Source organism: Streptomyces sp. cmx-4-9, from assembly GCF_046548835.1.
In the GTDB taxonomy this organism is placed as follows: domain Bacteria; phylum Actinomycetota; class Actinomycetes; order Streptomycetales; family Streptomycetaceae; genus Streptomyces.
This window is the reverse complement of sequence record NZ_JAEBEE010000009.1, coordinates 392,467-415,474: the sequence shown is the minus strand read 5'-3', so window position 1 is coordinate 415,474 and position 23,008 is coordinate 392,467. Positions and strand designations below refer to the sequence as shown.

General features: G+C 73.2%; 20 protein-coding genes and 1 riboswitch. Of the genes, 5 read left to right on the top strand and 15 right to left on the bottom strand.

The annotated features are described in order from the left end of the window. The first annotated feature begins 1,161 nt into the window (after nucleotides 1–1,161). A complete protein-coding gene (locus tag ACLJTM_RS28490) occupies nucleotides 1,162–1,359 on the top strand; it encodes a hypothetical protein (RefSeq protein WP_411106590.1) in 198 nt (65 codons plus the stop codon). 10 nt (nucleotides 1,360–1,369) lie between these two features. On the opposite strand, the gene ACLJTM_RS28485 is transcribed toward ACLJTM_RS28490, so the two are convergent. The 4 genes from ACLJTM_RS28485 to ACLJTM_RS28470 all read right to left on the bottom strand — a co-directional run bounded on the left by ACLJTM_RS28485 (nucleotide 1,370) and on the right by ACLJTM_RS28470 (nucleotide 5,541). Further along, nucleotides 1,370–2,542 (bottom strand): acyl-CoA dehydrogenase family protein, encoded by a 1,173-nt coding sequence (locus ACLJTM_RS28485; protein ID WP_411106589.1) that lies wholly within the window; start codon nucleotides 2,540–2,542, stop codon nucleotides 1,370–1,372. Nucleotides 2,543–2,734: 192 nt separating this feature from the next. Continuing rightward, nucleotides 2,735–3,469, bottom strand: coding sequence for a TetR/AcrR family transcriptional regulator (locus tag ACLJTM_RS28480; protein ID WP_411106654.1), 735 nt, complete (start codon nucleotides 3,467–3,469; stop codon nucleotides 2,735–2,737). A 199-nt stretch (nucleotides 3,470–3,668) separates the two neighbouring features. Then, entirely contained in the window at nucleotides 3,669–3,791 is a 123-nt protein-coding gene (locus tag ACLJTM_RS28475; protein WP_411106653.1) for an SCO1431 family membrane protein, read from the bottom strand. A 382-nt stretch (nucleotides 3,792–4,173) separates the two neighbouring features. Beyond that, nucleotides 4,174–5,541, bottom strand: a complete 1,368-nt coding sequence (locus tag ACLJTM_RS28470; RefSeq protein WP_411106588.1) for a peptidase C39 family protein — start codon at nucleotides 5,539–5,541, stop codon at nucleotides 4,174–4,176. 126 nt (nucleotides 5,542–5,667) lie between these two features. Between ACLJTM_RS28470 and ACLJTM_RS28465 the strand changes: the two genes are divergently transcribed. Together ACLJTM_RS28465 and ACLJTM_RS28460 are read left to right on the top strand one after the other, a co-directional pair. Continuing rightward, complete coding sequence (locus ACLJTM_RS28465; protein ID WP_411106587.1) at nucleotides 5,668–6,303, top strand: uridine kinase; 636 nt, start codon at nucleotides 5,668–5,670, stop codon at nucleotides 6,301–6,303. Between the two features lie 379 nt (nucleotides 6,304–6,682). Next, complete coding sequence (locus ACLJTM_RS28460; protein WP_411106586.1) at nucleotides 6,683–8,635, top strand: AAA family ATPase; 1,953 nt, start codon at nucleotides 6,683–6,685, stop codon at nucleotides 8,633–8,635. Between the two features lie 27 nt (nucleotides 8,636–8,662). On the opposite strand, the gene ACLJTM_RS28455 is transcribed toward ACLJTM_RS28460, so the two are convergent. From ACLJTM_RS28455 to ribD, 10 genes are all read right to left on the bottom strand, one after another. Next, complete coding sequence (locus ACLJTM_RS28455) at nucleotides 8,663–9,814, bottom strand: hemolysin family protein (RefSeq protein ID WP_411106585.1); 1,152 nt, start codon at nucleotides 9,812–9,814, stop codon at nucleotides 8,663–8,665. Then, nucleotides 9,811–11,160 carry a hemolysin family protein gene (locus ACLJTM_RS28450; RefSeq protein ID WP_411106584.1) on the bottom strand — a complete coding sequence of 450 codons (1,350 nt, stop codon included), beginning with the start codon at nucleotides 11,158–11,160 and terminating at the stop codon, nucleotides 9,811–9,813. Before ACLJTM_RS28450 ends, ACLJTM_RS28455 begins: the two co-directional genes overlap by 4 nt. Nucleotides 11,161–11,423: 263 nt before the next feature. After that, nucleotides 11,424–11,888 carry a PH domain-containing protein gene (locus tag ACLJTM_RS28445; protein ID WP_411106583.1) on the bottom strand — a complete coding sequence of 155 codons (465 nt, stop codon included), beginning with the start codon at nucleotides 11,886–11,888 and terminating at the stop codon, nucleotides 11,424–11,426. Between the two features lie 56 nt (nucleotides 11,889–11,944). Beyond that, complete coding sequence (gene hisG / locus ACLJTM_RS28440; protein ID WP_411106582.1) at nucleotides 11,945–12,793, bottom strand: ATP phosphoribosyltransferase; 849 nt, start codon at nucleotides 12,791–12,793, stop codon at nucleotides 11,945–11,947. A gap of 73 nt (nucleotides 12,794–12,866) precedes the next feature. Then, nucleotides 12,867–13,145 carry a phosphoribosyl-ATP diphosphatase gene (locus ACLJTM_RS28435; RefSeq protein ID WP_411106581.1) on the bottom strand — a complete coding sequence of 93 codons (279 nt, stop codon included), beginning with the start codon at nucleotides 13,143–13,145 and terminating at the stop codon, nucleotides 12,867–12,869. Between the two features lie 32 nt (nucleotides 13,146–13,177). Further along, on the bottom strand, nucleotides 13,178–13,666 hold the full coding sequence (gene ribH / locus ACLJTM_RS28430; RefSeq protein WP_150520523.1) for a 6,7-dimethyl-8-ribityllumazine synthase: 489 nt from the start codon (nucleotides 13,664–13,666) through the stop codon (nucleotides 13,178–13,180). A 58-nt stretch (nucleotides 13,667–13,724) separates the two neighbouring features. Beyond that, nucleotides 13,725–15,023 carry a bifunctional 3,4-dihydroxy-2-butanone-4-phosphate synthase/GTP cyclohydrolase II gene (locus ACLJTM_RS28425; RefSeq protein ID WP_411106580.1) on the bottom strand — a complete coding sequence of 433 codons (1,299 nt, stop codon included), beginning with the start codon at nucleotides 15,021–15,023 and terminating at the stop codon, nucleotides 13,725–13,727. Further along, nucleotides 15,020–15,673 (bottom strand): nicotinamide riboside transporter PnuC, encoded by a 654-nt coding sequence (locus tag ACLJTM_RS28420; RefSeq protein ID WP_411106579.1) that lies wholly within the window; start codon nucleotides 15,671–15,673, stop codon nucleotides 15,020–15,022. Before ACLJTM_RS28420 ends, ACLJTM_RS28425 begins: the two co-directional genes overlap by 4 nt. Next, a complete protein-coding gene (locus ACLJTM_RS28415) occupies nucleotides 15,670–16,293 on the bottom strand; it encodes a riboflavin synthase (protein ID WP_411106578.1) in 624 nt (207 codons plus the stop codon). The genes ACLJTM_RS28420 and ACLJTM_RS28415 overlap by 4 nt, the downstream gene beginning before the upstream one ends. Beyond that, entirely contained in the window at nucleotides 16,294–17,448 is a 1,155-nt protein-coding gene (ribD, locus tag ACLJTM_RS28410) for a bifunctional diaminohydroxyphosphoribosylaminopyrimidine deaminase/5-amino-6-(5-phosphoribosylamino)uracil reductase RibD (RefSeq protein ID WP_411106577.1), read from the bottom strand. Nucleotides 17,449–17,599: 151 nt separating this feature from the next. Further along, nucleotides 17,600–17,730, bottom strand: a riboswitch (FMN riboswitch). Nucleotides 17,731–18,042: 312 nt separating this feature from the next. Here ribD and ACLJTM_RS28405 point away from each other — a divergent pair. Next, nucleotides 18,043–20,412 (top strand): chitinase C-terminal domain-containing protein, encoded by a 2,370-nt coding sequence (locus ACLJTM_RS28405; RefSeq protein WP_411106576.1) that lies wholly within the window; start codon nucleotides 18,043–18,045, stop codon nucleotides 20,410–20,412. Nucleotides 20,413–20,558: 146 nt separating this feature from the next. On the opposite strand, the gene ACLJTM_RS28400 is transcribed toward ACLJTM_RS28405, so the two are convergent. Further along, nucleotides 20,559–21,710 carry an ROK family transcriptional regulator gene (locus ACLJTM_RS28400; RefSeq protein WP_411106575.1) on the bottom strand — a complete coding sequence of 384 codons (1,152 nt, stop codon included), beginning with the start codon at nucleotides 21,708–21,710 and terminating at the stop codon, nucleotides 20,559–20,561. 63 nt (nucleotides 21,711–21,773) lie between these two features. Here ACLJTM_RS28400 and ACLJTM_RS28395 point away from each other — a divergent pair, with 63 nt between their 5' ends. Beyond that, nucleotides 21,774–23,000 (top strand): MFS transporter, encoded by a 1,227-nt coding sequence (locus tag ACLJTM_RS28395; protein ID WP_411106574.1) that lies wholly within the window; start codon nucleotides 21,774–21,776, stop codon nucleotides 22,998–23,000. Nucleotides 23,001–23,008: the final 8 nt, after the last annotated feature.

Below are 23,008 nucleotides of genomic sequence, written 5' to 3'. Positions count from 1 at the left end.
CCTCCGACCGCACCGAGCTGGGCATGGGCCGCAAGTCCTGCGGGGGTGGTTGCGGCGATCGGGCGGTGAGCGGATCGATGCGGAAGGCGCACAAGCCGCCTTCCGGCAGCCGTAGGGGCCGTGAACGGCCATCGGCCGTTGCGGGAGGGGGCCTTGGGGCTCAACTAAGCGCTTAAAGGGCCGCATCGGGGGTCGAAGGCGCTCTGACGGAGTCAGAGGCCACTTCCCTCGCTGTCACACTCCGGCAAGACACCATCCACGCCCAGACCGGCACCCAAAAGGGATAAATGAGCGGAGGTGGCTCCCCTGGGCCGCGAGCGGCCTGTGCCCACCCCCGGACGGCTCGCAGACGCCCGCGGCGGGGAGCACACCCCGCCTACGGCGGCCCGCACCTCGGCCACGGACGAGGTGGCAGCCGCCAAGCCGAGCAGCAGAGGGCAGCGGAGACTCTGCGGCCTATGCCCAGCCGCAGGCGACCAGCGGCCGCCAAACCGAGGGGCAGGGGCACCGGGTGGTGGGCGGCCTATGCCCAGCTACAGACGGGCGGCAGCCGCCAACCCAAGTAGCAGGGGGCAGCGGAGGGTCTGCGGCTTATGCCCAGCCCCAGGCGGGTGGCAGTCGCCAAGCCGAGTGGCAGGGGGCAGCGGAGAGTCTGCGTGCCTATGTACGGCCACAGACGGGGTGCAGACGCTATGCCGAGCCGCAGGGGTCATGGTCTGATGCGGCCCCCGACTCGGCCGCCCATCGCTGGCCGGCCCGAATGTTGACCGGTCCCCGGTGAGCGTCCTTTTGGGGGGTTCCCGACAGTCCTTGTCTTTCCGGGGCGGGACGGCCGGTCAAGGGTGGCCGCAGGCCATCGCGTAGCGACGCGACGAAGGAGCGCCCTTGAGGGGACGGCCCGACCCGGAAGGACCCTGGGACTGACGGGAAACCCCCACCCCTCCCTGATCCCGCCCCGCCGCCACAGAGCCCCCCGAAGCCCCCGCCCCACCCACCGACACCGCCCACCGCCCCACAGCCCCCAACCCACCAAAGCCCCCGCCCCCCCGGGGAAGCGTCGAACGGATGGGCGTGGGGTGGTGGGGATTACCCCGTGCTGCGGTGGGGCGTTGGCCCTGTATGACCATGCTGCAGTCTGCAACGGGGCGAAGGCGGCGTCCGGTGACGCCGGGCTTCGGAGAATCGGTTCAGCGTGAGTCCGGGCCGCAGGGCGGTCCGGCTCCCGACCCGCCCATCTACCGGGCGCTGCTGGCCCGCTATGCCGATGACGGGCGGACCCTGCCGGGCCGCCGGGACCCGGAGTGGGCCCGGCTGACCACGTCGCCGGTGTGGCCCGCCACGAGCAGCGGGCTCTACTAGGCCGGGCCCGTCAGCGGGTTTCGGGGCCCGCAAGGTGGCGGGCGATGACCATGCGCTGGATCTGGTTGGTGCCCTCGACGATCTGCAGCACCTTCGCCTCGCGCATGAGCCGCTCCACGGGGAAGTCCGCCGTGTACCCGTAGCCGCCGAGGATCTGGACGGCGTCCGTGGTGACGGCCATCGCCGCGTCGGTGCAGAACAGCTTCGCCATGGCGGCCTGCCGGGAGAAGGGCCGGCCGGCGTCCCGCAGCCGGGCCGCGGCGAGGTACAGGGACCGGCCCGCCTCGATCTTGGTCGCCATGTCGGCCAGCATGAAGCGCAGGCCCTGGAAGTCCGCGATGGGGTGGCCGAACTGCTTGCGGCCCAGGGCGTAGGCCAGGGCCTCGTCGAGCGCGGCCTGGGCGACGCCGATGGCGCAGGCGGCGATGCCGAGGCGGCCGGCGTCCAGGGCGGCGAGGGCGATGGTGAAGCCCTGGCCCTCCTCGCCGATGCGCCGGGCGTCGGGGATCCGTACGCCGTCGAAGTGCAGCTGGGCGGTGGGCGAGCCCTTCATGCCCATCTTCTTCTCGGGCACGGCGGCGGTGAGCCCGGGGGCGTCCCCGGGGACCAGGAAGGCGGTGATGCCCTTGGGTCCGGCGGCGCCGGTGCGTGCCAGGACGGTGTAGAAGTCGGCGACTCCGCCGTGGGTGATCCAGGCCTTGGTGCCGGTGATGACCCAGTCGTCGCCGTCGCGGACGGCCTTGGTGGTCAGAGAGGCGGCGTCGGAGCCCGCGGCGGGCTCGGAGAGGCAGTAGGCGCCGAGCAGGCCGCCGCCGAGCATGGCGGGCAGGTGGGCGCTCTGCTGCTCCTTGGTGCCGTAGCCGGCCAGGCCGTGGCAGGCCAGGGAGTGGACGCTGACGCCGAGGCCGACGGTCAGGCGGGCTGCGGCGAGTTCTTCGAGTGCCTGGAGGTAGACCTCGTAGGGCTGCTCGCCGCCGCCGTGTTCGCCCGCGTACGGGAGGCCGAGCAGGCCGGCCTCGGACAGCAGGGTGAAGACTTCGCGGGGGAAGCGGCCGGAGTCCTCTTCCTCGGCGGCCCGGGGGCGGATCTCCCGCTGGGCGATCTCGCGTACGAGGGCGAGGAGGTCCCGGGACTCCTCGGTGGGCAGCTGACGGTCCACCGGCTGCGGGGCGCGGTCAGTCATGGCGGCGCTCTCCTCCCTGATCGGGCACGGCGGCGGCGCGTGAGGTGTGGGACGCGACGCCGGGTCTCGGTGCTCTTACAGCCGATGGTGCCCTTCCGGGTCGCGGAAAGAGCCATTCAGTGGCTGCGGCGGGTTGAGTATGCCTGATCAGCGGCGTCACGTCACCGGTGCAAGATCTTTTCCCCGGCGGGTTCAGGACAGGACGGCGTCCTCGGCCGCGGGCGGAGCGGGGCACTCCGGGACGAACTCCTCGATCACCGTCAGAGTGGCGCGGAGCTGGCGGACGAGCAGGGCTCCGAGCCGTTCGCGGTCGGGGCGTCCCGTCCGGTCGGTCCCGCCCGGCGGGGCGGCCCCGGCGGCCGGGCCGGCGGGTCCGCCCGGTGGCCGCGCCCGGGCTGCTCCGGGGGCGCCGATCCATTCCAGGGTGATGCCTTCCACCGCGGAGAGCCAGCCCACGAGGGCGAGCCGGGCGAGCGGCGGGACGGTGCGGTGGCCGTAGGCGCCCTCGGCGATGGCGGCGACCAGTTCCTCGCGGACGGTGTCGCGGATGGCCAGGACCTCGGCGTCGGAGCCGATGCCTCCGGTGACGATGGTCCGGTAGGCGGCGTGGTGGTGCTCGGCGTAGTGGAGGTAGCCGTCGATGGTGCGGCGGGCGCGTTCGGCGGCGGGCAGGTCGGTGTCTCCGACGGCGCGGGCGAGGAGTTCGGCCACCGAGTCCTCGACGATGGCGAGGTAGTAGCCGCGTTTGCTCGTGAAGTAGTAGTAGAGGAGCCCTTTGGCGACGCCGGCGTGCCGGGCGATGTCGTCCACGGAGAGGGCGTCGTACGAGGTGTCGGCGAACAACTTCCGGCCGATGGCTATGAGTTCGGCCCTGCGCACCTGCGATCGACTGGTGGCGCGGCGCTGTTGCCCGTGATTCACATTCAGCCCCAGCCTCGAACTGCCCCAGGATGCACGAAGTATGGCAGGGCGGAGGTGGCCCTGTACCCCAGCCGCCGCTGTGCGTGACGTTCCGTGCCGACGCTCCCGCCGCTCCCCGGTCATCCCCCGTTCGTCTTCATGACCGGTGTCCGGGCCGGGCAGGCGATGGTGACCTCGGACGTGATCGTGACGGACGGGCTGCGGCTCACATCCAGCCGACCTGGGTGACGAACATGGCCACGACGACCACGAGGGTCCAGCCGAGGACGTGTTCCAGCCAGGAGGACTCCTCTTCGGGCCCGCCGGTGGCGACGAGGTTCCGGGGCAGGGGCGGCAGGGGCGGGGGTGGTGGCAGTCATGGCGTCCAATGTGCCGCGTTCGCGCCTTTCGCGGTAGAGACGAGGGTCACTGGTGGCGAGGGTCACGCGGGCGGGCCCCTGCCCCTGCGAGGCTGCGGTGCGGACGGGGCCCGTCGCCGGCCCGGTCCCGGTCCCGGTCCCGGTCCGGCTGGGCTTCGCGGCACCGGTGGCCTGCGGCTCCCCGGATACGGGACCCTCCGCCGCGGGGCCCTCCGGCGCGGAGACCTCCGGCCCGGGGACCCCCGCCGCGGGGACCTATACGGCGGGGACCTCCACCGCGGGGCCCCCCACCGCGGGGACCTGCCGTCGGGATGCGGGGCGCCCCCGGCCGCGGGGCGCGTCCGCCGGGGCTCAGAGGACTCCGACCGCCGCCAGCGCGGCCGTCTGCACCGGGCCGGGCAGGTCCGGTGCGTAGAGGTAGCAGACGCCTCCGCTGCCCGAGACGGTCTTGCCCGCCGCGTTGTGCCGCTTGGTGCGCAGCCAGACGTTCTCGAACTCGCGCCGCCGGTAGACGCGGCGGACGGCGGCGTTGTCCGGTGAGTTGGGGTCGTTGGCGACCACGTCCCCGGCGGCGGTGAAGCCGATGACGGTCATCAGGTGGCCCGCGGTGCCGTAGCCCGCTCCGGTGAGCTCCCCGGAGGTGAAGGACTGCGAGGTGATGACGGGGATTCCGGCCCGGACGAGGATCTCCAGCTCGGTGAGGGACCCGAGGCGGGTGACCACGCCGGCAAGGCCGGGGTGGGTGGCGGCGTAGGCCGCGTTGAAGGGCCAGTTGCCGCAGCCCTTGTAGGCGGCGTCGTAGGTGGAGCGGGCGGCATGGCACACCTGGGGGTCGGAGAACTCCGGGGCGACCCAGGCGAGGGAGGCGGCGTCGGGACGGTGGCCCCAGAACTCGATGACCATCTGCGAGGAGGTGGGGCTGCACCAGGCCTCGCCGCCGTTGTCGTACTCGGGGTAGCGGCCGGCGTGGACCTCCTGCGAGTAGCGCGGGACGGCCAGTTCGCGGGCCCGGCCGGAGGGCGTGGAGGCGGGCACGGTGAAGCGGTCCGGCACGTCGGAGGCGGCGGCTCCGGCCAGCCGTACGGTGGGGCCGCCGGTGGAGCCGGGCCTGCGGTACAGGGTGAGGCGCAGCTGCCAGTCGGTGAGGCGCAGGCCGCTCGCGGGGGCGTCGACGGCCAGGGTGTCGGTCCAGACGGTGGAGCGGCTGTCGGTCTGGCCGTCCACGGAGGTGCGGCGGATGTCGCCGTCGCCGGAGGCCCAGCGGCCCATGACGTACCAGGGGGTGGTGGTGCCGTCGGTGTACGTGCCGCGCAGTTCGGTCTGGATCCAGGTGCCTGCGGGCGTCGCGGCGTTCCAGGAGGCGATGGCCTCGGTGGCGGGCACGGCGCAGTGGTGCACCGGGGAGGTCCAGACCGCGTACTCCCAGGTGCTCTTCCTGCCGGTGTGCGGGTCGGCGTACCCGGTGCGGCCGACGGGGGTGGCGATCTCCAGGCCGGACCGGAGACCGGCGACGGCGGTGGTGCCCTCGTGGCGGCCGGCGAGCCAGTGCGCGCGGGAGTACCAGAACCGGTTGTCGACGGTGCGGCGCGGGCCGCGGGGGGCGGTCCGGGGCGCGGCCGAGGCGCTGTTCCCGGGGACGGGGGCGGCGGTGGCGGCCGTGGCGGCGGCGACCGCGAGTGCGGCGACGAGTACGGCCCTGCGCGGTGTGGGTGCGGTCATCGCGTGGTTCCCCCAGGGGTTGCGTCGGTGCATCGGTGGCTTCACCCTTCCAGTTCCCGGCGGCCGGGGGTCGAAGCCGGGGGCTCGTGTCGGGGGTGACGACCGGTCCGGCCGTAGGGTGGCGGGGTGGAGCCACACCAGTCACTCGAAGCACTCGCGCGGGAGCTTGCCGGTCTGCCGCCGTCCCTCGGCCCGGTCCGGCTGATCGGTGTCGACGGGCATGCCGGCTCGGGGAAGACCACCTTCGCGGCGCGGCTCGGCGAGGCGCTGGGCGGGGCTCCGGTGGTGCACCTGGACGAGGTGGCCACCCACGAGGAGCTGTTCGGCTGGGCGGGGCGGCTGTGGGCGCAGGTGCTGGAGCCGCTCGCGGCGGGGCGGCCCGCGCACTGGGCGCCGTACGACTGGGTGGAGCGGCGCTTCGGTGCGGCGCGGGTGCTGGAGCCGGCGCCGGTGGTGCTGCTGGAGGGGGTCGGGGCGGGGCGGCGGGTGCTGCGTCCGCATCTGGCGGGGCTGCTGTGGATGGAGACCCCGCGCGCGGTGTCGTGGGGGCGCGGGCGGAAGCGGGACGGGCGGGAACTGTCCGACTTCTGGGACGGATGGGAGCGCGCGGAGCGCGCGCACTTTGTGGATGACCCTTCGCGCCCCTTCGCCGACACCGTGGTGCGGCAGAGCGGTACGGGATACGAGTGGACTTCCGGGGCGGTTGCGACGCCGGAAGCACCCGGAATCGTCACTGAACGTGACGGGCTCCCCCGGGCCTGAGCGCCCGTGGACCCGGGCCCCACCAGGCCTCCGCCGACCTGCTTGACCGGGGTGCCGCGACGGCCTTACGTTCTGGATGTGCGGCCTTCACCGGCCGCCGCGGACGCGAAGCCCCCGGTTGTTCCCCCGTGATCGGGGGCTTCGTTCTGCCCTCCCCACCGCGGCCGGGGCCGCGGCGGACGGGTGCCCGACGCCCCCGTTTTCTCACCGTGCGTCACGGTCCGGGCAGGGCGCCGCAGCCCGATCCCGGTACCCCGCACCCTGGGTAAGGCGCGAAACCGCAGGTACGATGCAGCCCTGATTTCATCGGCGGTGGGCAACTCGCGTGCTCGACGCGGAGGTTGCCGCGCACCACGGGGGCGGGCTTGTGGGGGACGTGATGGATTTCGGCACGCCGGGCAGCACGCACGCCCCGGCCGAACTCGCCTGGCTGCGCGGGGTCGACGCCTGCACGATGGGCGCCTATCCGCAGGCTGAGGAGGAGTTCCGGGCGGCCGTGCAGCTCGATCCCTCGATGGCGGACGCCTGGCTGGGCCTGCACGCCCTGCGGGTGGACACCGCCCATGCGCTGGTGCGGATGTACGCGCACCGGGAGCGCTTCGGCGAGCAGCGGGCCCGGCACCGGCGGACGCTGAACTCCTGGTACTGGCTGGGCTGGTGGGTGCAGCCGGTGCTGGAGAGTCGCCGGGACCTCTTACTTGCCCACGCCTCGCACTGGCTGGACGGCCGACACGTGCCCGAGCTGGACCAGGCGCTGGCCGCACTGCCGCCGGTGGACACCGATCCCCAGGTGCGCTTCCTGCACGCCTGCCGGGCCTATCTGGTGAAGGACTGGGAGCAGCTGGTGCGGCACACCGAGCCGCTGGTCGACGATCCGCTGCTGGGTATCGAGGCGGGGCTGTTCGGCGGGATGGCCCGGGTCCGCCTGGAGATGTACGGGCAGGCGGAGCCGCTGCTGTCCGCGGCGTTGATGCGGTGCCGCAGCGAGCAGCCGCAGCGCAAGGAGCTCCGGTACTGGCTGGCGCGGGCGCACGAGGGCACCGGGCGCAGTGCGGCGGCGCTGCCGCTGTACCGGGCGGTCCACCGGGTGGACCCGTCGTTCATGGACACGGCGGCCCGGCTGACGGCCATCGAGGACGGCGACGACTGCGACGGCATGGCGGGGTCGGCCGGTCCGGCGGGGTACGTCGGGTACGGGGCGTGGGGCGGGCACGGCCCCTCCCCGGTCGGCGGGGACTTCGCCGCGGTGGCGCTGGGCGGCGGCCCGGTCCAGGACGTCGCCGCGGACGGCCAGGCTGAGCCGGATCCGCCGGCGGTGCCCGAGCCGCCGGACCTGCGCCACGGGCCGGGTTCGGCAGGGGCCGCGCCGCCCGGGCGGGGTGCGCGGCGCAAGGTGTCCGTCCCGGCGCAGAGCGGTCCGGGCGTTCTGCCGGCGGGCCCGGCGGATCCGGCGGCGCTCGCCGAGGCGCTGGCGGAGCTGGAGCGGATGGTGGGCCTGGAGCCCGTCAAGCGGCAGGTGAAGGCGTTGTCGGCGCAGTTGCACATGGCGGGGCTGCGGGCGGGGCAGGGCCTGCCGGTGCAGCCGCCGAAACGGCACTTCGTGTTCTCCGGCCCGTCGGGGACGGGCAAGACCACGGTGGCCCGGATCCTGGGCCGGGTGTTCTACGCGCTGGGCCTGCTGGGCGGCGACCACCTGGTGGAGGCGCAGCGGGCCGACCTGGTGGGCGAGTTCCTGGGGCAGACGGCCGTGAAGGCGAACGACCTGATCGATTCGGCCATCGGCGGGGTGCTGTTCGTGGACGAGGCGTACAGCCTGTCCAACTCGGGCTACAGCAAGGGCGACGCGTACGGGGACGAGGCCCTGCAGGTGCTGCTGAAGCGGGCCGAGGACAACCGGGACCACCTGGTGGTGATCCTGGCGGGCTACCCGGCCGGCATGGACCGGCTGCTGGCCGCGAATCCGGGCCTGTCCTCGCGGTTCACCACCCGGGTGGACTTCCCCAGCTACCGGCCGCTGGAGCTGACCGCGATCGGCGGGGTGGTGGCGGAGGCGAACGGGGACTGCTGGGACGAGGAGGCGCTGGAGGAGCTGCGCAGCATCAGCGCCCATGTGGTGGAACAGGGCTGGATCGACGAGTTGGGCAACGGCCGCTTCCTGCGCACCCTCTATGAGAAGAGCTGCGCCTACCGCGACCTGCGGCTGTCGGGTTTCGCGGGTGAGCCCTCACGGGACGACCTGGCGACGCTGCGGCTGCCGGACCTGATGCAGGCGTACGGGGAGGTCCTGTCGGGCCGGGGCCCGCAGGACCGCCCGGAGGCGCCGCCGCTGTGACGGCGCCGTCGCCCCCGGGCGGCGGGGTCAGCCGGTCAGGGCGCCCTCCGAGCTGTGTTCGGGCCGGTGCGGGCGGGGCTGCGAGCCGCGCTCGGGCCGGCGGCCCGGGGTGGCGGGCCCGGCTGCGGGCTCCGGGCGCCGCGCTGCCGGGGCGGTGCGGTGCGCGGGGTCGCGCACCTCGCCGACCAGCATCTCCAGGACGTCCTCCATGGCGACCAGGCCCAGGACCCGTCCGGCCGCGTCGGCGACCTGGGCCAGATGGGTGGCGTCGCGGCGCATGACGCTGAGCGCGTCGTCCAGCGGGAGCGTCGCGGACACGGTGGTCATGCGGCGCCAGACCCGCTGGGGGACGGCCCGTTCCCGGTCCTCCAGGTCCAGGACGTCCTTGACGTGCAGGTAGCCCATGAAGGCTCCGCTGTCGGAGCGGACGGGGAACCGGGAGTAGCCGGTGCGCACCGTCAGCTGCTCGATCTGCCGCGGGGTGGCGGACGGTCCGACGGTGATGATGCGGTCCCGGGCGAGGAGGACGTCGGTGACCGGGCGGCTGCCCAGTTCCAGGGCGTCCTCCAGCCGCTCCTGCTCTCCCGGTTCGAGGAGTCCGGCCTGCCGGGAGTCCTCGACGAGGCGGCCGAGCTGGGCGCTGGTGTAGACGGCCTCCACCTCGTCCTTGGGCTCGACCTTGAAGAGCCGCAGGACGAGCGTGGCGCAGGCGCCGAGCGCGGTGGTGACCGGCCCGCAGACGCGGGCGAAGGCGACCAGGCCGGGGCTGAACCACAGGGCGGTCTTCTCGGGGGCGGCCATGGCGAGGTTCTTGGGGACCATCTCGCCGATGACCAGGTGCAGGAAGACGACGGCGGCGAGCGCGAGGGCGTAGCCGAGGGGGTGGATGAGGCCCTGCGGGACGTGGAGGGTGTGGAAGAGGGGTTCGAGGAGCCGGGCCACCGTGGGTTCGGCGACGGCTCCCAGGGTGAGGGAGCACATGGTGATGCCGAACTGGGCGGCGGCCATCATGCGGGGCAGGTTCTCCAGCCCGTGGAGGACTTGCCGGGCCCTTGCGGATCCGGCCGCGAGCGGCTCGATCTGGCTGCGCCGTACGGAGACCAGCGCGAACTCGGCGCCGACGAAGAAGCCGTTGGCGAGGACGAGGAGCAGGGCGAAGAGGAGTTGCAGGGCGTTCACCGGCCCACCGCTTCCAGTTCGGCGGGGGCGGGGGCGGGGGCCGTGCGCACCAGCCGGACGCGTTCGGCACGGTAGCGGCCGACCTGGCGGACGGAGAGCTTCCAGCCGGGGAGCTCGGCCCGGTCGCCGGGGGCGGGAATCCGGCCGAGCAGGTCGGCGACCAGGCCTGCGACGGTCTCGTAGGGGCCCTCGGGCACCTCAAGGCCTATCCGGCGCAGGGTCTGCACCCGGCAGCTGCCGTCGGCCTCCCACGAGGGGCGGCCGTCCTCGGCGGGCACGGCGGCCAGCTCGGGCCGGCCGTCCTCCGCCCGGTCGTGCTCGTCGCGGACCTCGCCGACGAGTTCCTCCACGATGTCCTCCAGGGTGACGACGCCGGCGGTGCCGCCGTACTCGTCGACGACCACGGCCATGGGCTGTTCACTGCGCAGCCGTTCCAGCAGGGGCTGCACCGGCAGGGAGCCGGGCACCAGCAGGGGGGCGACGCAGATGCGGCCGACGGTGGTGCGGGCACGTTCCGCCTCGGGTACGCCGAGGGCGTCCTTGAGGGAGACGACGCCGGTGATCTCGTCGATGCGTTCGCGGTAGACGGGGAAGCGGGACAGGCCGGTGGCCCGGGTCAGGTTGAGCACGTCGGCGGCGGTGGCCGTGTACTGCAGGGCGCTGACCTTCACCCGGGGCGTCATGACGTGCTGGGCCGTGAGCTCGCCCAGCGAGAGGGTCCGTACGAAGAGGTCGGCGGTGTCCTGTTCCAGGGCGCCGGCCTGGGCTGAATGGCGGACCAGGGAGACCAGTTCGCCGGGGGTCCGGGCCGAGGCCATCTCCTCGGTGGGTTCCACGCCGAGCGCGCGGACCAGCCGGTTGGCGACGGCGTTGAGGCCGGCGATGACGGGCCGGAAGGCCCGGGAGAAGGCCTGCTGGGGGCCGGCGACGAAGCGGGCCACCTGGAGCGGCCGGGAGACCGCCCAGTTCTTCGGGACGAGCTCGCCGACGACCATCTGGACGGCGGAGGCGAGCAGCATGCCGACGACGACGGAGACGCCGGCGGTGGCCCCCGCGGGGAGGCCGGTCGCGGCGAGCGGCCCGGCCAGGAGTGCGGCGAGGGCGGGCTCGGCGAGCATGCCGACCACGAGGGAGGTGATGGTGATGCCGAGCTGGGTGCCGGAGAGCTGGAAGGACAGCTCCCGCAGGGCTTCGACCACCGTGCGGGCACGGCGGTCTCCGTCGGCTGCGGCCCGTTCGGCCTCGGGTTTCTCGACGGTGACGAGGCCGAATTCGGCCGCCACGAAGAAGCCGTTGGCGAGGATGAGGGCGAAGGCCGCCACGAGCAGAAGTAGCGGGATGGTCATGCCGCCGCCTCCGGGGGGAGGGCGGCGCGGATACTACCGGACGATCCGTCCATTGCTGGAGGGAGTCACTCCTCAAGTCGCAGGTGCCCACGGGCCACGGGGTCCCGGGGCCGGTGGGAGGGCGCGCCATCGCGCCCCGCCACCAGGGTAGTCACTGGGATCGCCGCCGCAATGGGACGCAGCGGGCGAAGGCGGCCGCTCAGGGCCGTCCCGGGGGTGTCCGCGGCCGCGCCGGGCCGGGTGGGGCCGGGCGCGGCTGCGGGTCAGTGGTCGTGCGTGCCGGTTCCGCGGGTCTCGGCGAGGGCGCGCAGGGCACGGGCGTCGCGGACGGCCTGTTGCCGGGCCACGCCGGGCTGGATGCCGAGGGCGGGCAGGCTGGTGCCGTCGCTGAGGTCGAGGAAGACCCAGGGGTCTCCGGGCCGCAGGTTGACGCGGAGGATCTGGGGCCATTCCAGGCGTCGCTTGGACGTCAGGTTGACCACGGTGACGCCGTGCTCGTCGGCGACGACCTTGGGCCGGCTGAGGAGGACGAGGACGGAGGTGAGGAGCAGCGCCGTGAAGACGAAGCTGACCCGCTCCCCCGGGCTGAGGTTCTCCAGGAGGAAGGCGATCGCCGTGATGGTGACGAACATGGCGAGGCCGACGCCCAGCAGGACCGCCCGGGTGCGGGTCGGCCGGAAGGTGACCGGCAGGGCGGGCGGTGCGGGCGGGGCGGCGGGCTCGGCCATGGGGTTCGTTGCCTTCTGGGGGTGGCGTACGGGGCGTGCGGGCCTGCGGGGGCCGCTCAGAGGCGGCAGGCGTGGATCGAGGTGGTGAGGATCGCGCGGGCGCCGAGCTCGTACAGGTCGTCCATGATCCGCTGGGCTTCCTTGGCCGGGACCATGGCGCGGACGGCGACCCAGCCCTCGTTGTGCAGGGGGGAGATGGTCGGCGATTCCAGGCCGGGGGTGAGGGCGACGGCGCGCTCCAGGTGCTCGGCGCGGCAGTCGTAGTCCATCATCACGTAGCTGCGGGCGACCAGGACGCCCTGGAGGCGGCGCAGGAACTGCGCGACCTTGGGGTCGTCGGTGGCGGCGCCGGTGCGGCGGATGACGGTGGCCTCGGACTGGAGGATCGGCTCGCCGATGACTTCCAGGCCGGCGTTGCGCAGGCTGGTGCCGGTCTCGACGACGTCCGCGATGATCTGGGCGACGCCGAGTTCGATGGCGGTCTCGACGGCTCCGTCGAGGTGGACGACGGCGGCGTCGATGCCGAGTTCGGCGAGGTGCTTGCCGACGATTCCCTCGTATGAGGTCGCGATCGTCATGCCGCCGAAGTCCTGGGGGCCCTTCGCGGTGCCGGGCTTGGTGGCGTAGCGGAAGGTGGACCGGCCGAAGTTCAGCGGCAGGATCTCCTCGGCGTTGGCGCCGGAGTCCAGGAGGAGGTCGCGGCCGGTGATGCCGATGTCGAGCTTGCCCGACGCGACGTAGATCGCGATGTCCTTCGGGCGGAGGTAGAAGAACTCGACCTCGTTGTCGGGGTCGACCGTGACGAGTTCCTTGGACTCCTTGCGCTGCCGGTAGCCGGCCTCATGGAGCATCGCCGACGCCGGTCCGGAGAGTGAACCCTTGTTGGGGACGGCGATGCGCAGCATGGGGCTTCCTTGGGTGCGTAGGGGCGAAAGGGGGTGCGTGAGCGGGCGCGGCGGGCCGCGGCGGGGCTCTGGCCTAGAGGTGCGCGTAGACGTCGTCGAGGGAGATCCCGCGCGCCACCATCATCACCTGGACGTGGTAGAGCAGCTGGGAGATCTCCTCGGCGGCGGCTTCCTTGCCCTCGTACTCGGCGGCCATCCAGACCTCGGCGGCTTCCTCGACGACCTTCTTGCCGATGGCGTGGACGCCCTTGCCGACCAGCTCGGCGGTGCGGGAGGTGCTGGGGTCGCCGGTGGCCTTGAGCTGGAGCTCGGTGAAGAGCTCTTCGAAGCTCTTGGGGGTTTTGTTCGCCATGATGGTCCTCAGAATACGGGGTGGCGCGCTGCCTACTGGCGCCAGGGTTCGCTGACGGTGCGCAGGGTCATGGCGGTGGAGACGGCGGCGGTGACCGCTTCGTGCCCCTTGTCCTCGTTCGACCCCTCAAGGCCGGCGCGATCCAGCGCCTGCTCGTCGTTGTCGCAGGTCAGGACGCCAAAGCCGACGGGGACTCCGGTGTCGATCGACACCTGTACCAGGCCCTGGGTGACGCCCTGGCAGACGTAGTCGAAGTGCGGGGTGCCGCCGCGGATGACCACGCCGAGGGCGACGATGGCATCGTATCCGCGACCGGCCAGTACCTTCGCCACGACGGGGAGCTCGAAGCTCCCGGGGACGCGGAGCAGGGTCGGCTCGTCGATGCCCAGCTCGTGCAGGGCCCGCAGGGCGCCGTCGACCAGTCCGTCCATGACCTTCTCGTGCCACTGGGCCGCGATGACGGCGACGCGCAGGTCTCCGCAGTTCTTCACGCTCAGTTCGGGTGCGCCCTTGCCGCTCACAGCTCTGCTCCTCGGTGGTTCGTGTACGGGTGGTAGGTGCTGGTGGAGTGCTTGCCGGTCACTGGTTGCCGCAGGCGGAGGTGGGCACGGCCCCCTCCAGCCACGGCAGGTCGTGGCCCATCCGGTCCCGCTTGGTGCGCAGGTACCGCAGGTTGTGCTCGCCCGCCTCGATCGGCATGGCCTCGCGGCCGCTGACGGCGATGCCGTGCCGGATCAGGGCGGCGGACTTGTCGGGGTTGTTGGTCAGGAGGCGGACGCTGCGGACGCCGAGGTCGGCGAGGATCTGCGCGCCGGCTCCGTAGTCCCGGGCGTCGGCCGGCAGGCCCAGCTCCAGGTTGGCGTCGAGGGTGTCGCGGCCGCGCTCCTGGAGTTCGTACGCGCGCAGCTTGGACAGCAGTCCGATGCCGCGGCCCTCGTGGCCGCGCAGGTAGACCACGACGCCCCGGCCCTCGTCCTTGATGCGCTGCATGGAGGCGTGCAGCTGGGGGCCGCAGTCGCAGCGCTGCGACTGGAAGATGTCGCCGGTGAGGCATTCGGAGTGCATCCGGACGAGGATGTCCCCGCCGTCGCCGTCGCCGACGTCTCCGTGGACCAGGGCCACGTGCTCGACGCCGTCGACGGTGGACCGGTAGCCGTAGGCGGTGAAGTCGCCGAAGGCGGTGGGCAGGCTGACCTCGGCCTCGCGGCGCACGGTGGGCTCGGCGGAGCGGCGGTAGGCGATCAGGTCCTCGATGGAGATGATCGTCAGGCCGTGCTTGCGGGCGAAGGGGATCAGCTCGGGCAGGCGCAGCATGACGCCGTCCTCGCCGGCGATCTCCACGATGGCGCCGGCCGGGCGCAGGCCTGCGAGGCGGGCGAGGTCGACGGCGGCCTCGGTGTGGCCGTTGCGGACCAGGACGCCGCCGGGCTTGGCGCGCAGGGGGAAGACGTGGCCGGGGCGGACGAAGTCGCCGGGTTCGGAGGTTCCGTTCGCCAGGAGGCGCAGGGTGGTGGCGCGGTCGGCGGCGGAGATGCCGGTGGAGACGCCGTGGGCGGCGCTCGCGTCGACGGAGACGGTGAAGGCGGTCTTCATCGACTCGGTGTTGTGCTGGACCATCTGGGGGAGTTCGAGCCGCTCCAGCTCGGGGCCCTCCATGGGGGCGCAGATCAGGCCACGGCACTCGCTCATCATGAAGGCGATGATCTCGGGGGTGGCCTTTTCGGCGGCGATGACGAGGTCGCCCTCGTTCTCGCGGTCCTCGTCGTCGACGACGACGATGGGGCGCCCCGCGGCGATGTCGCGGATGGCCTGCTCGACGGGGTCGAGGCGGAAGGTCTCTTCGGGGACGTCGGGCACGGGCTTGAGGGTGGCGGTCATGCCGTTGCTCCTTCCAGGGCCGGGGCGGCGGGGGTGCGCGAGCGCTGGTACCAGTCGTACGCGCCCCACAGGACGAGCGCGAAGTACACGACGTAGACGAGGCCGGAGAAGGCCAGGCCGTTGGTGAAGGCGAGGGGGACGCCGACCAGGTCGACGAGGAGCCAGGCGAACCAGAACTCGACGAGGCCGCGGGCCTGGGCGACCATCGCGACGATGGTGCCGACGAAGATGTAGGCGTCGGCCCACGGGCTCCAGGACAGGTGCGGGAAGTACGTGAACAGGCCGCCGACGGCCAGGGTGCCCGCGGCCGCGCCGGCGAGGAGCAGTCCGCGCTCCTTCCAGCTCGCGGTGCGCACGGCGATGGAGCCGTCCTGGGCCTGCCGGCGGCCGCGCTGCCAGGCGCGCCAGCCGAAGAGGGCCACGCCGATGACGAGGAGCTGCTTGCCGACGCCGCCGGCGAGGTGGGCGGAGGCGTAGGCGGCGATGAGGATCAGGCCGGAGAGGAGCTGGGCGGGCCAGGTCCACAGGGAGCGGCGCCAGCCGAGGGCGAGGGCGGCCAGGCCGATCAGGTTGCCGATCATGTCGGACCAGATGACCTTCTGGTCGAAGACCGTGAAGGCTTCGGCGTTGAGCCAGGTCAGGGCGCTCACCGGTCGGCTCCTTCGCTGTGCAGGGGGTCGACGCCGGCGGCCAGCAGGCGTTCGACGTACTTCGCGAGGACGTCGACCTCGAGGTTCACGGGGTCGCCGGGCTGCTTAATGCCGAGGGTGGTCAGTGCGAGCGTGGTGGGGATCAGGCTGATGCTGAACCAGTCGGCGGCGGCCTCGACCACGGTGAGGCTGACGCCGTCGACGGTGATGGAGCCCTTCTCGACGACGTAGCGGGCGAGGTTCCCGGGGAGGGCGATCTTGACGATTTCCCAGTGCTCGGACGGGGTCCGGGAGAGGATCGCGGCGGTGCCGTCGACGTGGCCTTGGACGAGGTGGCCGCCGAGGCGTCCGCCGAGGGCCATGGGGCGTTCGAGGTTGACGCGGGAGCCCGGGGTGAGGGCGCCGAGGCTGGAGCGGTTGAGGGTCTCCTGCATGACGTCGGCGGTGAACTCGCCGCCCGTGCTCTCCACGACGGTCAGGCAGACGCCGTTGACGGCGATGGAGTCGCCGTGCTTGGCGCCGTCGGTGACGAGGGGGCCGCGCAGGCGGAAGCGGGAGGCTTCCGCGAGCGGCTCGACGGCGGCGACCTCGCCCAGCTCTTCGACGATTCCGGTGAACACTCAGTGCTCCTTGGTGGGGGCGGGGGCGGGGGCGGTGGCGGGGACTGCGGTGATGCGCAGGTCGGGGCCGATGCGGACGGCTTCGGTGAGGTCGAGGCGCAGCGCTGCGGAGACGGTCCCGATCCCGGCGTCGGCGAGGGCGGCGGGGCCCGCGCCGAGCAGGGCCGGTGCGAGGTAGCCGATGACGCGGTCGACGGCCCCGGCTTCGAGGAAGGCTCCGGCGAGGGCGGGTCCTCCTTCGAGGAGGACCGAGCGGGTGCCGCGGGCGTGCAGGGCGGCGAGCAGGTCGTCGACGCCGATGCGCCCCTGGCGCAGGGGGAGCCGCAGGACGTCGACGCCGGGCAGGTGGCGGGTGTCGGCGTCCTCGGCGACGACCAGCAGGGTGGGTGCGGCGGCGTCGAGGATGCGGGCGGCCGGCCGGACCTCGGCGCGGGTGTCGAGGGCGATCCGCAGGGGCTGGACCGCGCCGTCGATGCCGCGTACGGCGAGGTGCGGGTCGTCGGCGCGCAGGGTGCCGGAGCCGACCAGGACGGCGTCGCTCTCGGCGCGGAGGCGGTGGACGTCGGCGCGGGACTCCGCGGAGCTGATCCAGCGGCTGCTGCCGTCGGCGGCGGCGCTGCGTCCGTCGAGGGTGGCGGCGTACTTCCAGGTGACGTGCGGGCGGCCGAGGCGTACGGAGGTCAGCCAGGCGGCGTTGCCCGCCTCGGCCTCGGCGGCGAGCAGTCCGCCGACGGCCTCGACCCCGGCGGCGCGGAGGGTGTCGGCGCCTCCGCTGGCCTGCTGGTTCGGGTCGGCGACGGCGTAGACGACGCGGCTGATCCCGGCGTCGACGAGGGCCTGTGCGCAGGGGCCGGTGCGGCCGGTGTGGTTGCAGGGTTCGAGGGTGACGTAGGCGGTGGCGCCGCGGGCGGCGCCGCCTGCCGCGCGCAGGGCGTGGACCTCGGCGTGCGGGCCGCCGGCCCGCTGGTGCCAGCCTTCGCCGACGACGGTGCCCGCGGCATCGGTGATGACGCAGCCGACGACGGGGTTGGGGCTGGTGGAGCCGAGTCCGCGGGCGGCGAGCTCGACGGCTCGGCGCATGGCGCGGGTGCCCGCGTCGGGTGCATCGGATGCTGCGTGCGCGGCGTGTGTCGCCACCGGGTCCTCCTGCCTCATCGGGCACGGACTCCGGGGCCTGTCGGGATGCGACAGATGAAGCGGGCTTGCGCACACGGGGACGCCGAGGCCGGAAAGGACGGTCCGGTCAGACGCATCCGCTGGGATGCGCCGACGAACCGCCGACGGCGGCGTACCGGTCACTGGCCCGCCGCGCACTGCCTCCCATCCGGACTTTAACCGTCGGTCCAGGAATCCCACCTGGTCAACCGGCCGCTGGCTGCGGACGGGTCGCGGACTATAACCGCCGGTTCGGAATTACACCGACCCCGGAGTGCGCTGCTTACTGGTACTGGAGCCAGTCTGCCACGGTCGATCGTCGGCCACCCGGGTGAGGGGATGTGGCCTGGCTCACATGGAGGAGTTCTCCAGGGGGTCTCATGCGGGGCGGGCGGGCCGGGTCTGCGCGACTGCGGCCGCCTTTGGTCCAGACCTATTGACGGGTTGGTCTAGTCCTCTTAACGTTCCCTTCATCTTCCCGGGAACAGCCCGTCAGATGTGCGCACATCACGGGCCGGCACGCCTCATATCCCTTGCCGTTGCAGCACGTTGTGTCCTGTCGTGTCCTGCCCCCTCCCCTCCCCAGGAGGCACCATGCCGTCCCCCACGCGTACGAGAGCGATGCTCCTGGCATCCGGCGCCGCCATCGCCGGCCTGCTGGTGGGCGGGCTCTCGGCGGGCGTCTCGCACGCCGCCGACAACGAGTCCTGTCGCCCCGACGGGCTGTACAAGACCGCCGGCGTCGACGTCCCGTACTGCTCCGTCTACGACTCCGAAGGCCGCGAGAAGATGGGCGCGGACCACCAGCGCCGCGTCATCGGCTACTTCACGGGCTGGCGCACCGGCAAGGACGGCACCCCCGCCTACCTCGCCAACAACATCCCCTGGTCCAAGGTCACCCATCTGAACTACGCCTTCGCCCACGTGGGAGCCGACAACAAGATCTCGGTCGGCGCCGACAACGCGAACAACGCCGCCACCGGAATGACCTGGCCGGGGGTCGCGGGCGCCGAGATGGACCCCTCCCTCCCCTACAAGGGCCACTTCAACCAGCTGACCAAGTTCAAGAAGCAGTACCCGAACGTCAAGACGCTGATCTCGGTCGGCGGCTGGGCGGAGACGGGCGGCTACTTCGGCGACGACGGCAACCGGGTCGCCTCCGGCGGCTTCTACTCGATGGCCACCAACGCCGACGGCTCGGTCAACCAGGCCGGCATCGACACCTTCGCGAACTCATCGGTCGAGTTCATCCGCACGTACGGGTTCAACGGCGTCGACATCGACTACGAGTACCCGACCACCATGAAGGACGCGGGCAACCCGCTCGACTGGCAGCTGGCCAACGCCCGCCGGGCCGGCCTCGTCAAGGGCTACGACGCGCTGATGAAGTCCCTGCGCGAGAAGCTCGACCGCGCGGGCGCCGCCGACGGCAAGCACTACCTGCTCACCGTGGCCGCCCCCTCCTCCGGCTACCTGCTGCGGGGCATGGAGACGTTCCAGATGCAGAAGTACCTGGACTACGTGAACATCATGTCCTACGACCTGCACGGCGCCTGGAACGAGTACGTCGGCCCGAACGCCTCGCTCTTCGACGACGGCAAGGACGCCGAGCTCGCCGCCGCGAACGTCTACGGCAGCTCCCAGTACGGGAACATCGGCTACCTCAACACCGACTGGGCCTACCACTACTTCCGCGGGTCCATGCCGGCCGGGCGCATCAACATCGGCCTGCCCTACTACACCCGCGGCCACAAGAACGTGCAGGGCGGCACCGACGGGCTGTGGGGCAAGGCCTCCGCCACCACCTGCCCGGCGGGCGCAGGCCTGACGAAGTGCGGTGACGGCGCGGTCGGCATCGACAACCTGTGGCACGACAAGGACACCAACGGTGTCGAGTCGCCCGCCGGCTCCAACCCGATGTGGCACGCGAAGAACCTGGAGAAGGGGATCGTCGGCGACTACGTCACGAAGTACGGCTTCCCGGCGAACACCGCGCTGACCGGCACCTACGTCCGCAAGTACGACGCCACCCTGGTCGCGCCCTGGCTGTGGAACGCCCAGAAGAAGGTCTTCCTCTCCACCGAGGACGAGCAGTCGGTGGCCGCCAAGGCCGACTACGTGGTCGACCGCGGCATCGGCGGCACCATGGTCTGGGAGATGGCCGGCGACTACGGCTGGAACGCCGCCAAGGGCCAGTACGAGATCGGCGACACCCTCACCTCGGTGATGTACGACAAGTTCAAGGCGGCCGCCCCGTACGGCGCGAAGAAGTCCAACAGCGCGCTCCCGACCCGGGCCGTGGACGTCAGGACCGAGTTCACCGAGTTCAAACTGGGCGACTCGAACTACCCGATCACCCCGAAGATCAAGATCACCAACAACACGAAGAGCGCGCTGCCCGGTGGCACCGAGTTCCAGTTCGACTACGGGACCTCGGCCCCCAACAACGCTTCCGACCAGTCGGGCTTCGGCACGAAGGTGATCAGCAGCGGCCACACCGGCAGCAACGCCGGAGGCCTGAAGGGCGACTTCCACCGGGTCTCGCTCAAGCTCCCGGCCTGGCAGTCGCTGGCCCCGGGCGCCTCGGTGGACCTGGCCTTCAACTACTACCTGCCGGTGTCCACGCCCTCCAACTGGACGGTGAACATCTCCGGCACCAGCTACGCCCTGGCCGGCGACCTGGCGCGCGGCACCACGGTGGTGGAGCCGGGCACCACCCAGCCGCCGACCACGCCGCCCACCACTCCCCCGACCACCCCGCCCACGACCCCGCCCACCACGCCCCCGACGACCCCGCCGGGCGGCACCTGCACGAACCCCGCGTACGTGGCGGGCAGCGTCTACAACAGCGGGAACCTGGTCTCCCACAAGGGCCGCAACTGGAAAGCCCAGTGGTGGACGCAGAACGAGGAGCCCGGCACCACCGGTGACTGGGGCGTCTGGAAGGACCAGGGAGCCTGCTGAGCCCGCAGGCGACCTGACGTGAGGACCCGGTGGCCCGGCGGCCACCGGGTCCTCGCGCGTCACCGGGTCCTTAGGCGTCACCAGTTCCTCGCGCGTCACCGGGTCCTCGCGGAGCCCGCCGCGGCGGGCTGCGGCCGGCCTTGGGCCTACCCCCCGAACAGGGCTTCCTGGGCCGATTCGCGGGCGGCCAGGCGGGCTCCCGCCAGGACGGCCGCGCCGCCGAGGACGGTGGCGCGGACCTCCGTCGGGAGCGGGGTCAGCGCCGCCAGCCTGCCGGCCACCCGGGCGGCCAGCAACGGGCCGCCGGCGAGGCCGAGTTCGCCGCCCAGCACCACGCAGCCCGGGTCCAGGACCGCCGCGACGGCGGCCGCGCCCAGCGCGAGGCGCTCCGCGAGGGCGTCGAGGAAGGGCTCCCCCGCCGCCCCGGACACCGCCTGCTCCACGGGGCCGTCGAAACCGTGCAGCCGGGCCAGGGCCGTCACGGCGTCCCGGCCGGCGAGGGCGTGGAACCCGCCCCCGCAGTCGGTGGCGGAGGGCAGCCCGCCGGTGCCGGGGACCGGGAGGAAGCCGATCTCGCCGGCGCCGCCGGAGGCGCCCCGGCGCAGCCGGCCGTCGAGGACGACGGCTGCCCCCACCCCCGCGCCGAGCCAGAGCAGGACGAAGGAGTCGAGGTCGCGGGCCGCGCCGAGGCGCTGTTCGGCGAGGGCGGCCAGGTTGGTCTCGTTCTCGACGGCCACCTCCGCGGGCAGGCTGCGCTGGAGCGCGGCGACCAGGTCCCGGTGCCAGGCGGGCAGGCCGGTGGTGTCGCGGAGTTCGCCGGTGCCGGGGGCGACCAGGCCGGGGGCGCCGACGACGACGGTGTGCAGGGAGTCCGCGCCCGCAGTGCGGGCGGTGTGCAGCAGGGCCGCGACGGCGTCGGCGGGGGCGCCGGCGGGCAGGTCGGCCTGGGCCAGGGTCCGGCCCAGGAGGTCGGTGACCACGGCGGTGACGCTGTCCGTGCGGACGTCGAGGGCGGCGAGGTGGGCCCGGCGGGCGACGATGCCGTAGACCCGGGCGTTGGGGCCGCGCCGCTGTTCGCCGGACTCGCCGACGACCTCGATCAGCCCGGCCCCGGTGAGCCGCTCGACGAGGTCGGCGACGGAGGGCCGGGAGAGTCCGGTCCGCGTCTTGAGCTCGGCGGCGGTCAGCGGGCCGGACTCCTGGAGGAGGCGCAGGGCGAGGCGGTCGTTGATCGCCCGGGCCGTGCTCGGTGAGGCGGGGGCCGGAGCGGCGGGGGTGAGGGCCTTGGCAGGAGTCACGGCGCCATCTTAGGGAGGCCGGGCCCCTAACCATCAGGCAGGGTTCCTGATAATTTATGGGCCATGACCGGGGACACCGACTTCAGCCCGGCGCGGCTGCGCCGCGCCCGTTTCGCGATCGCCGCCGTCTTCTGCGCCCACGGCGCCGTCACCGGCTCCTTCGCCACCCGCATCCCCTGGATCCAGGAGCACGCGCACCTGACCCCCGGCACCCTGGGGCTCGCCCTCGCGTTCCCCGCCCTCGGGGCCGCGCTGTCGATGCCCCTGGCCGGACGGGTCAACCACCGTTTCGGCGCCCGCACGGCCCTGCGGGGCCTGCTGGCGATGTGGACCCTGGCCCTGGTCCTGCCGAGCCTCGCCCCGAACCTCCCCGTCCTGTGCGGTGCGCTCTTCCTGTACGGGGCCGCCGCGGGCATGTCGGACGTGGCGATGAACGCGCTGGGCGTGGAGACCGAGAACCGGCTCGGCCGCTCCGTCATGTCCTCGCTGCACGGCATGTGGAGCGTGGGCGCCCTGCTCGGTTCCGCCGCCGGCACGGTCGCCGCGCACGGCGGGGCGGACGCCCGGCTGCACCACCTCGTCGCCGCGCTGGTCCTGACCGCGGCCGGACTGGCCGCCGTACAGGGGGTGCTGGACCTGAAGAGCGCCGAGGACGCGCAGGCGCCGCCGCATTTCGCGCTGCCGCCGAAGTCGGCCCTGCTGATCGGCGCCATAGGCTTCGCGGCGGTGTTCGCGGAGGGCGCGAGCCTGGACTGGTCCGGGGTCTACCTCCGGGACGTGCTGCACACCGACGCCGGTCTGGCGGCCGCCTCGACCACGGCGTTCGCGCTCACCATGGCGGTCGCCCGGCTCGTCGGGGACTGGGTGGTGGACCGGTTCGGGGCGGTGCGCACGGTCCGGGTGGGCGGCGTGCTGGCGACGGCGGGCGGGCTGCTCGTGGTCGCGGTCCGGGAGCCCGCGGCAGCCCTGGCGGGCTTCGGGCTGATCGGGCTGGGGATCGCGGTGGTGGTCCCGCTGGCCTTCGCGGCGGCGGCGCGCAGCGGTCCGGCCCCGGCGCAGGCCATCGCCGGGGTCGCGACGATCACGTACACCTCGGGTCTGATCGCCCCGTCGGCGATCGGGGCGGTGGCCGACGCGAGCTCGCTGGTGGTCTCCTTCGGCCTGGTCACCCTGCTGGCCTTCGCCCTGGTGGTGGGGGCGGCGGTGCTGCGGCCGAGGCCTGCGGTGGGGCAGTCTTCGGGGGAGGCCGGTCCGGCCAACCGGGACGAACCTGCCGAAATCCGGCCGTAATATATCGC

Bases quoted from the DNA above. Each gene is read 5' to 3' on its own strand.
- ribD (WP_411106577.1), bottom strand. From the start codon at position 17,448: ATGAGGCAGGAGGACCCGGTGGCGACACACGCCGCGCACGCAGCATCC.
- ACLJTM_RS28470 (WP_411106588.1), bottom strand. From the start codon at position 5,541: ATGACCGCACCCACACCGCGCAGGGCCGTACTCGTCGCCGCACTCGCG.
- ACLJTM_RS28450 (WP_411106584.1), bottom strand. From the start codon at position 11,160: ATGACCATCCCGCTACTTCTGCTCGTGGCGGCCTTCGCCCTCATCCTC.
- hisG (WP_411106582.1), bottom strand. From the start codon at position 12,793: ATGCTGCGCATCGCCGTCCCCAACAAGGGTTCACTCTCCGGACCGGCG.
- ACLJTM_RS28425 (WP_411106580.1), bottom strand. From the start codon at position 15,023: ATGACCGCCACCCTCAAGCCCGTGCCCGACGTCCCCGAAGAGACCTTC.
- ACLJTM_RS28395 (WP_411106574.1), top strand. From the start codon at position 21,774: ATGACCGGGGACACCGACTTCAGCCCGGCGCGGCTGCGCCGCGCCCGT.
- ACLJTM_RS28485 (WP_411106589.1), bottom strand. From the start codon at position 2,542: ATGACTGACCGCGCCCCGCAGCCGGTGGACCGTCAGCTGCCCACCGAG.
- ACLJTM_RS28405 (WP_411106576.1), top strand. From the start codon at position 18,043: ATGCCGTCCCCCACGCGTACGAGAGCGATGCTCCTGGCATCCGGCGCC.
- ACLJTM_RS28435 (WP_411106581.1), bottom strand. From the start codon at position 13,145: ATGGCGAACAAAACCCCCAAGAGCTTCGAAGAGCTCTTCACCGAGCTC.
- ACLJTM_RS28445 (WP_411106583.1), bottom strand. From the start codon at position 11,888: ATGGCCGAGCCCGCCGCCCCGCCCGCACCGCCCGCCCTGCCGGTCACC.
- ACLJTM_RS28460 (WP_411106586.1), top strand. From the start codon at position 6,683: ATGGATTTCGGCACGCCGGGCAGCACGCACGCCCCGGCCGAACTCGCC.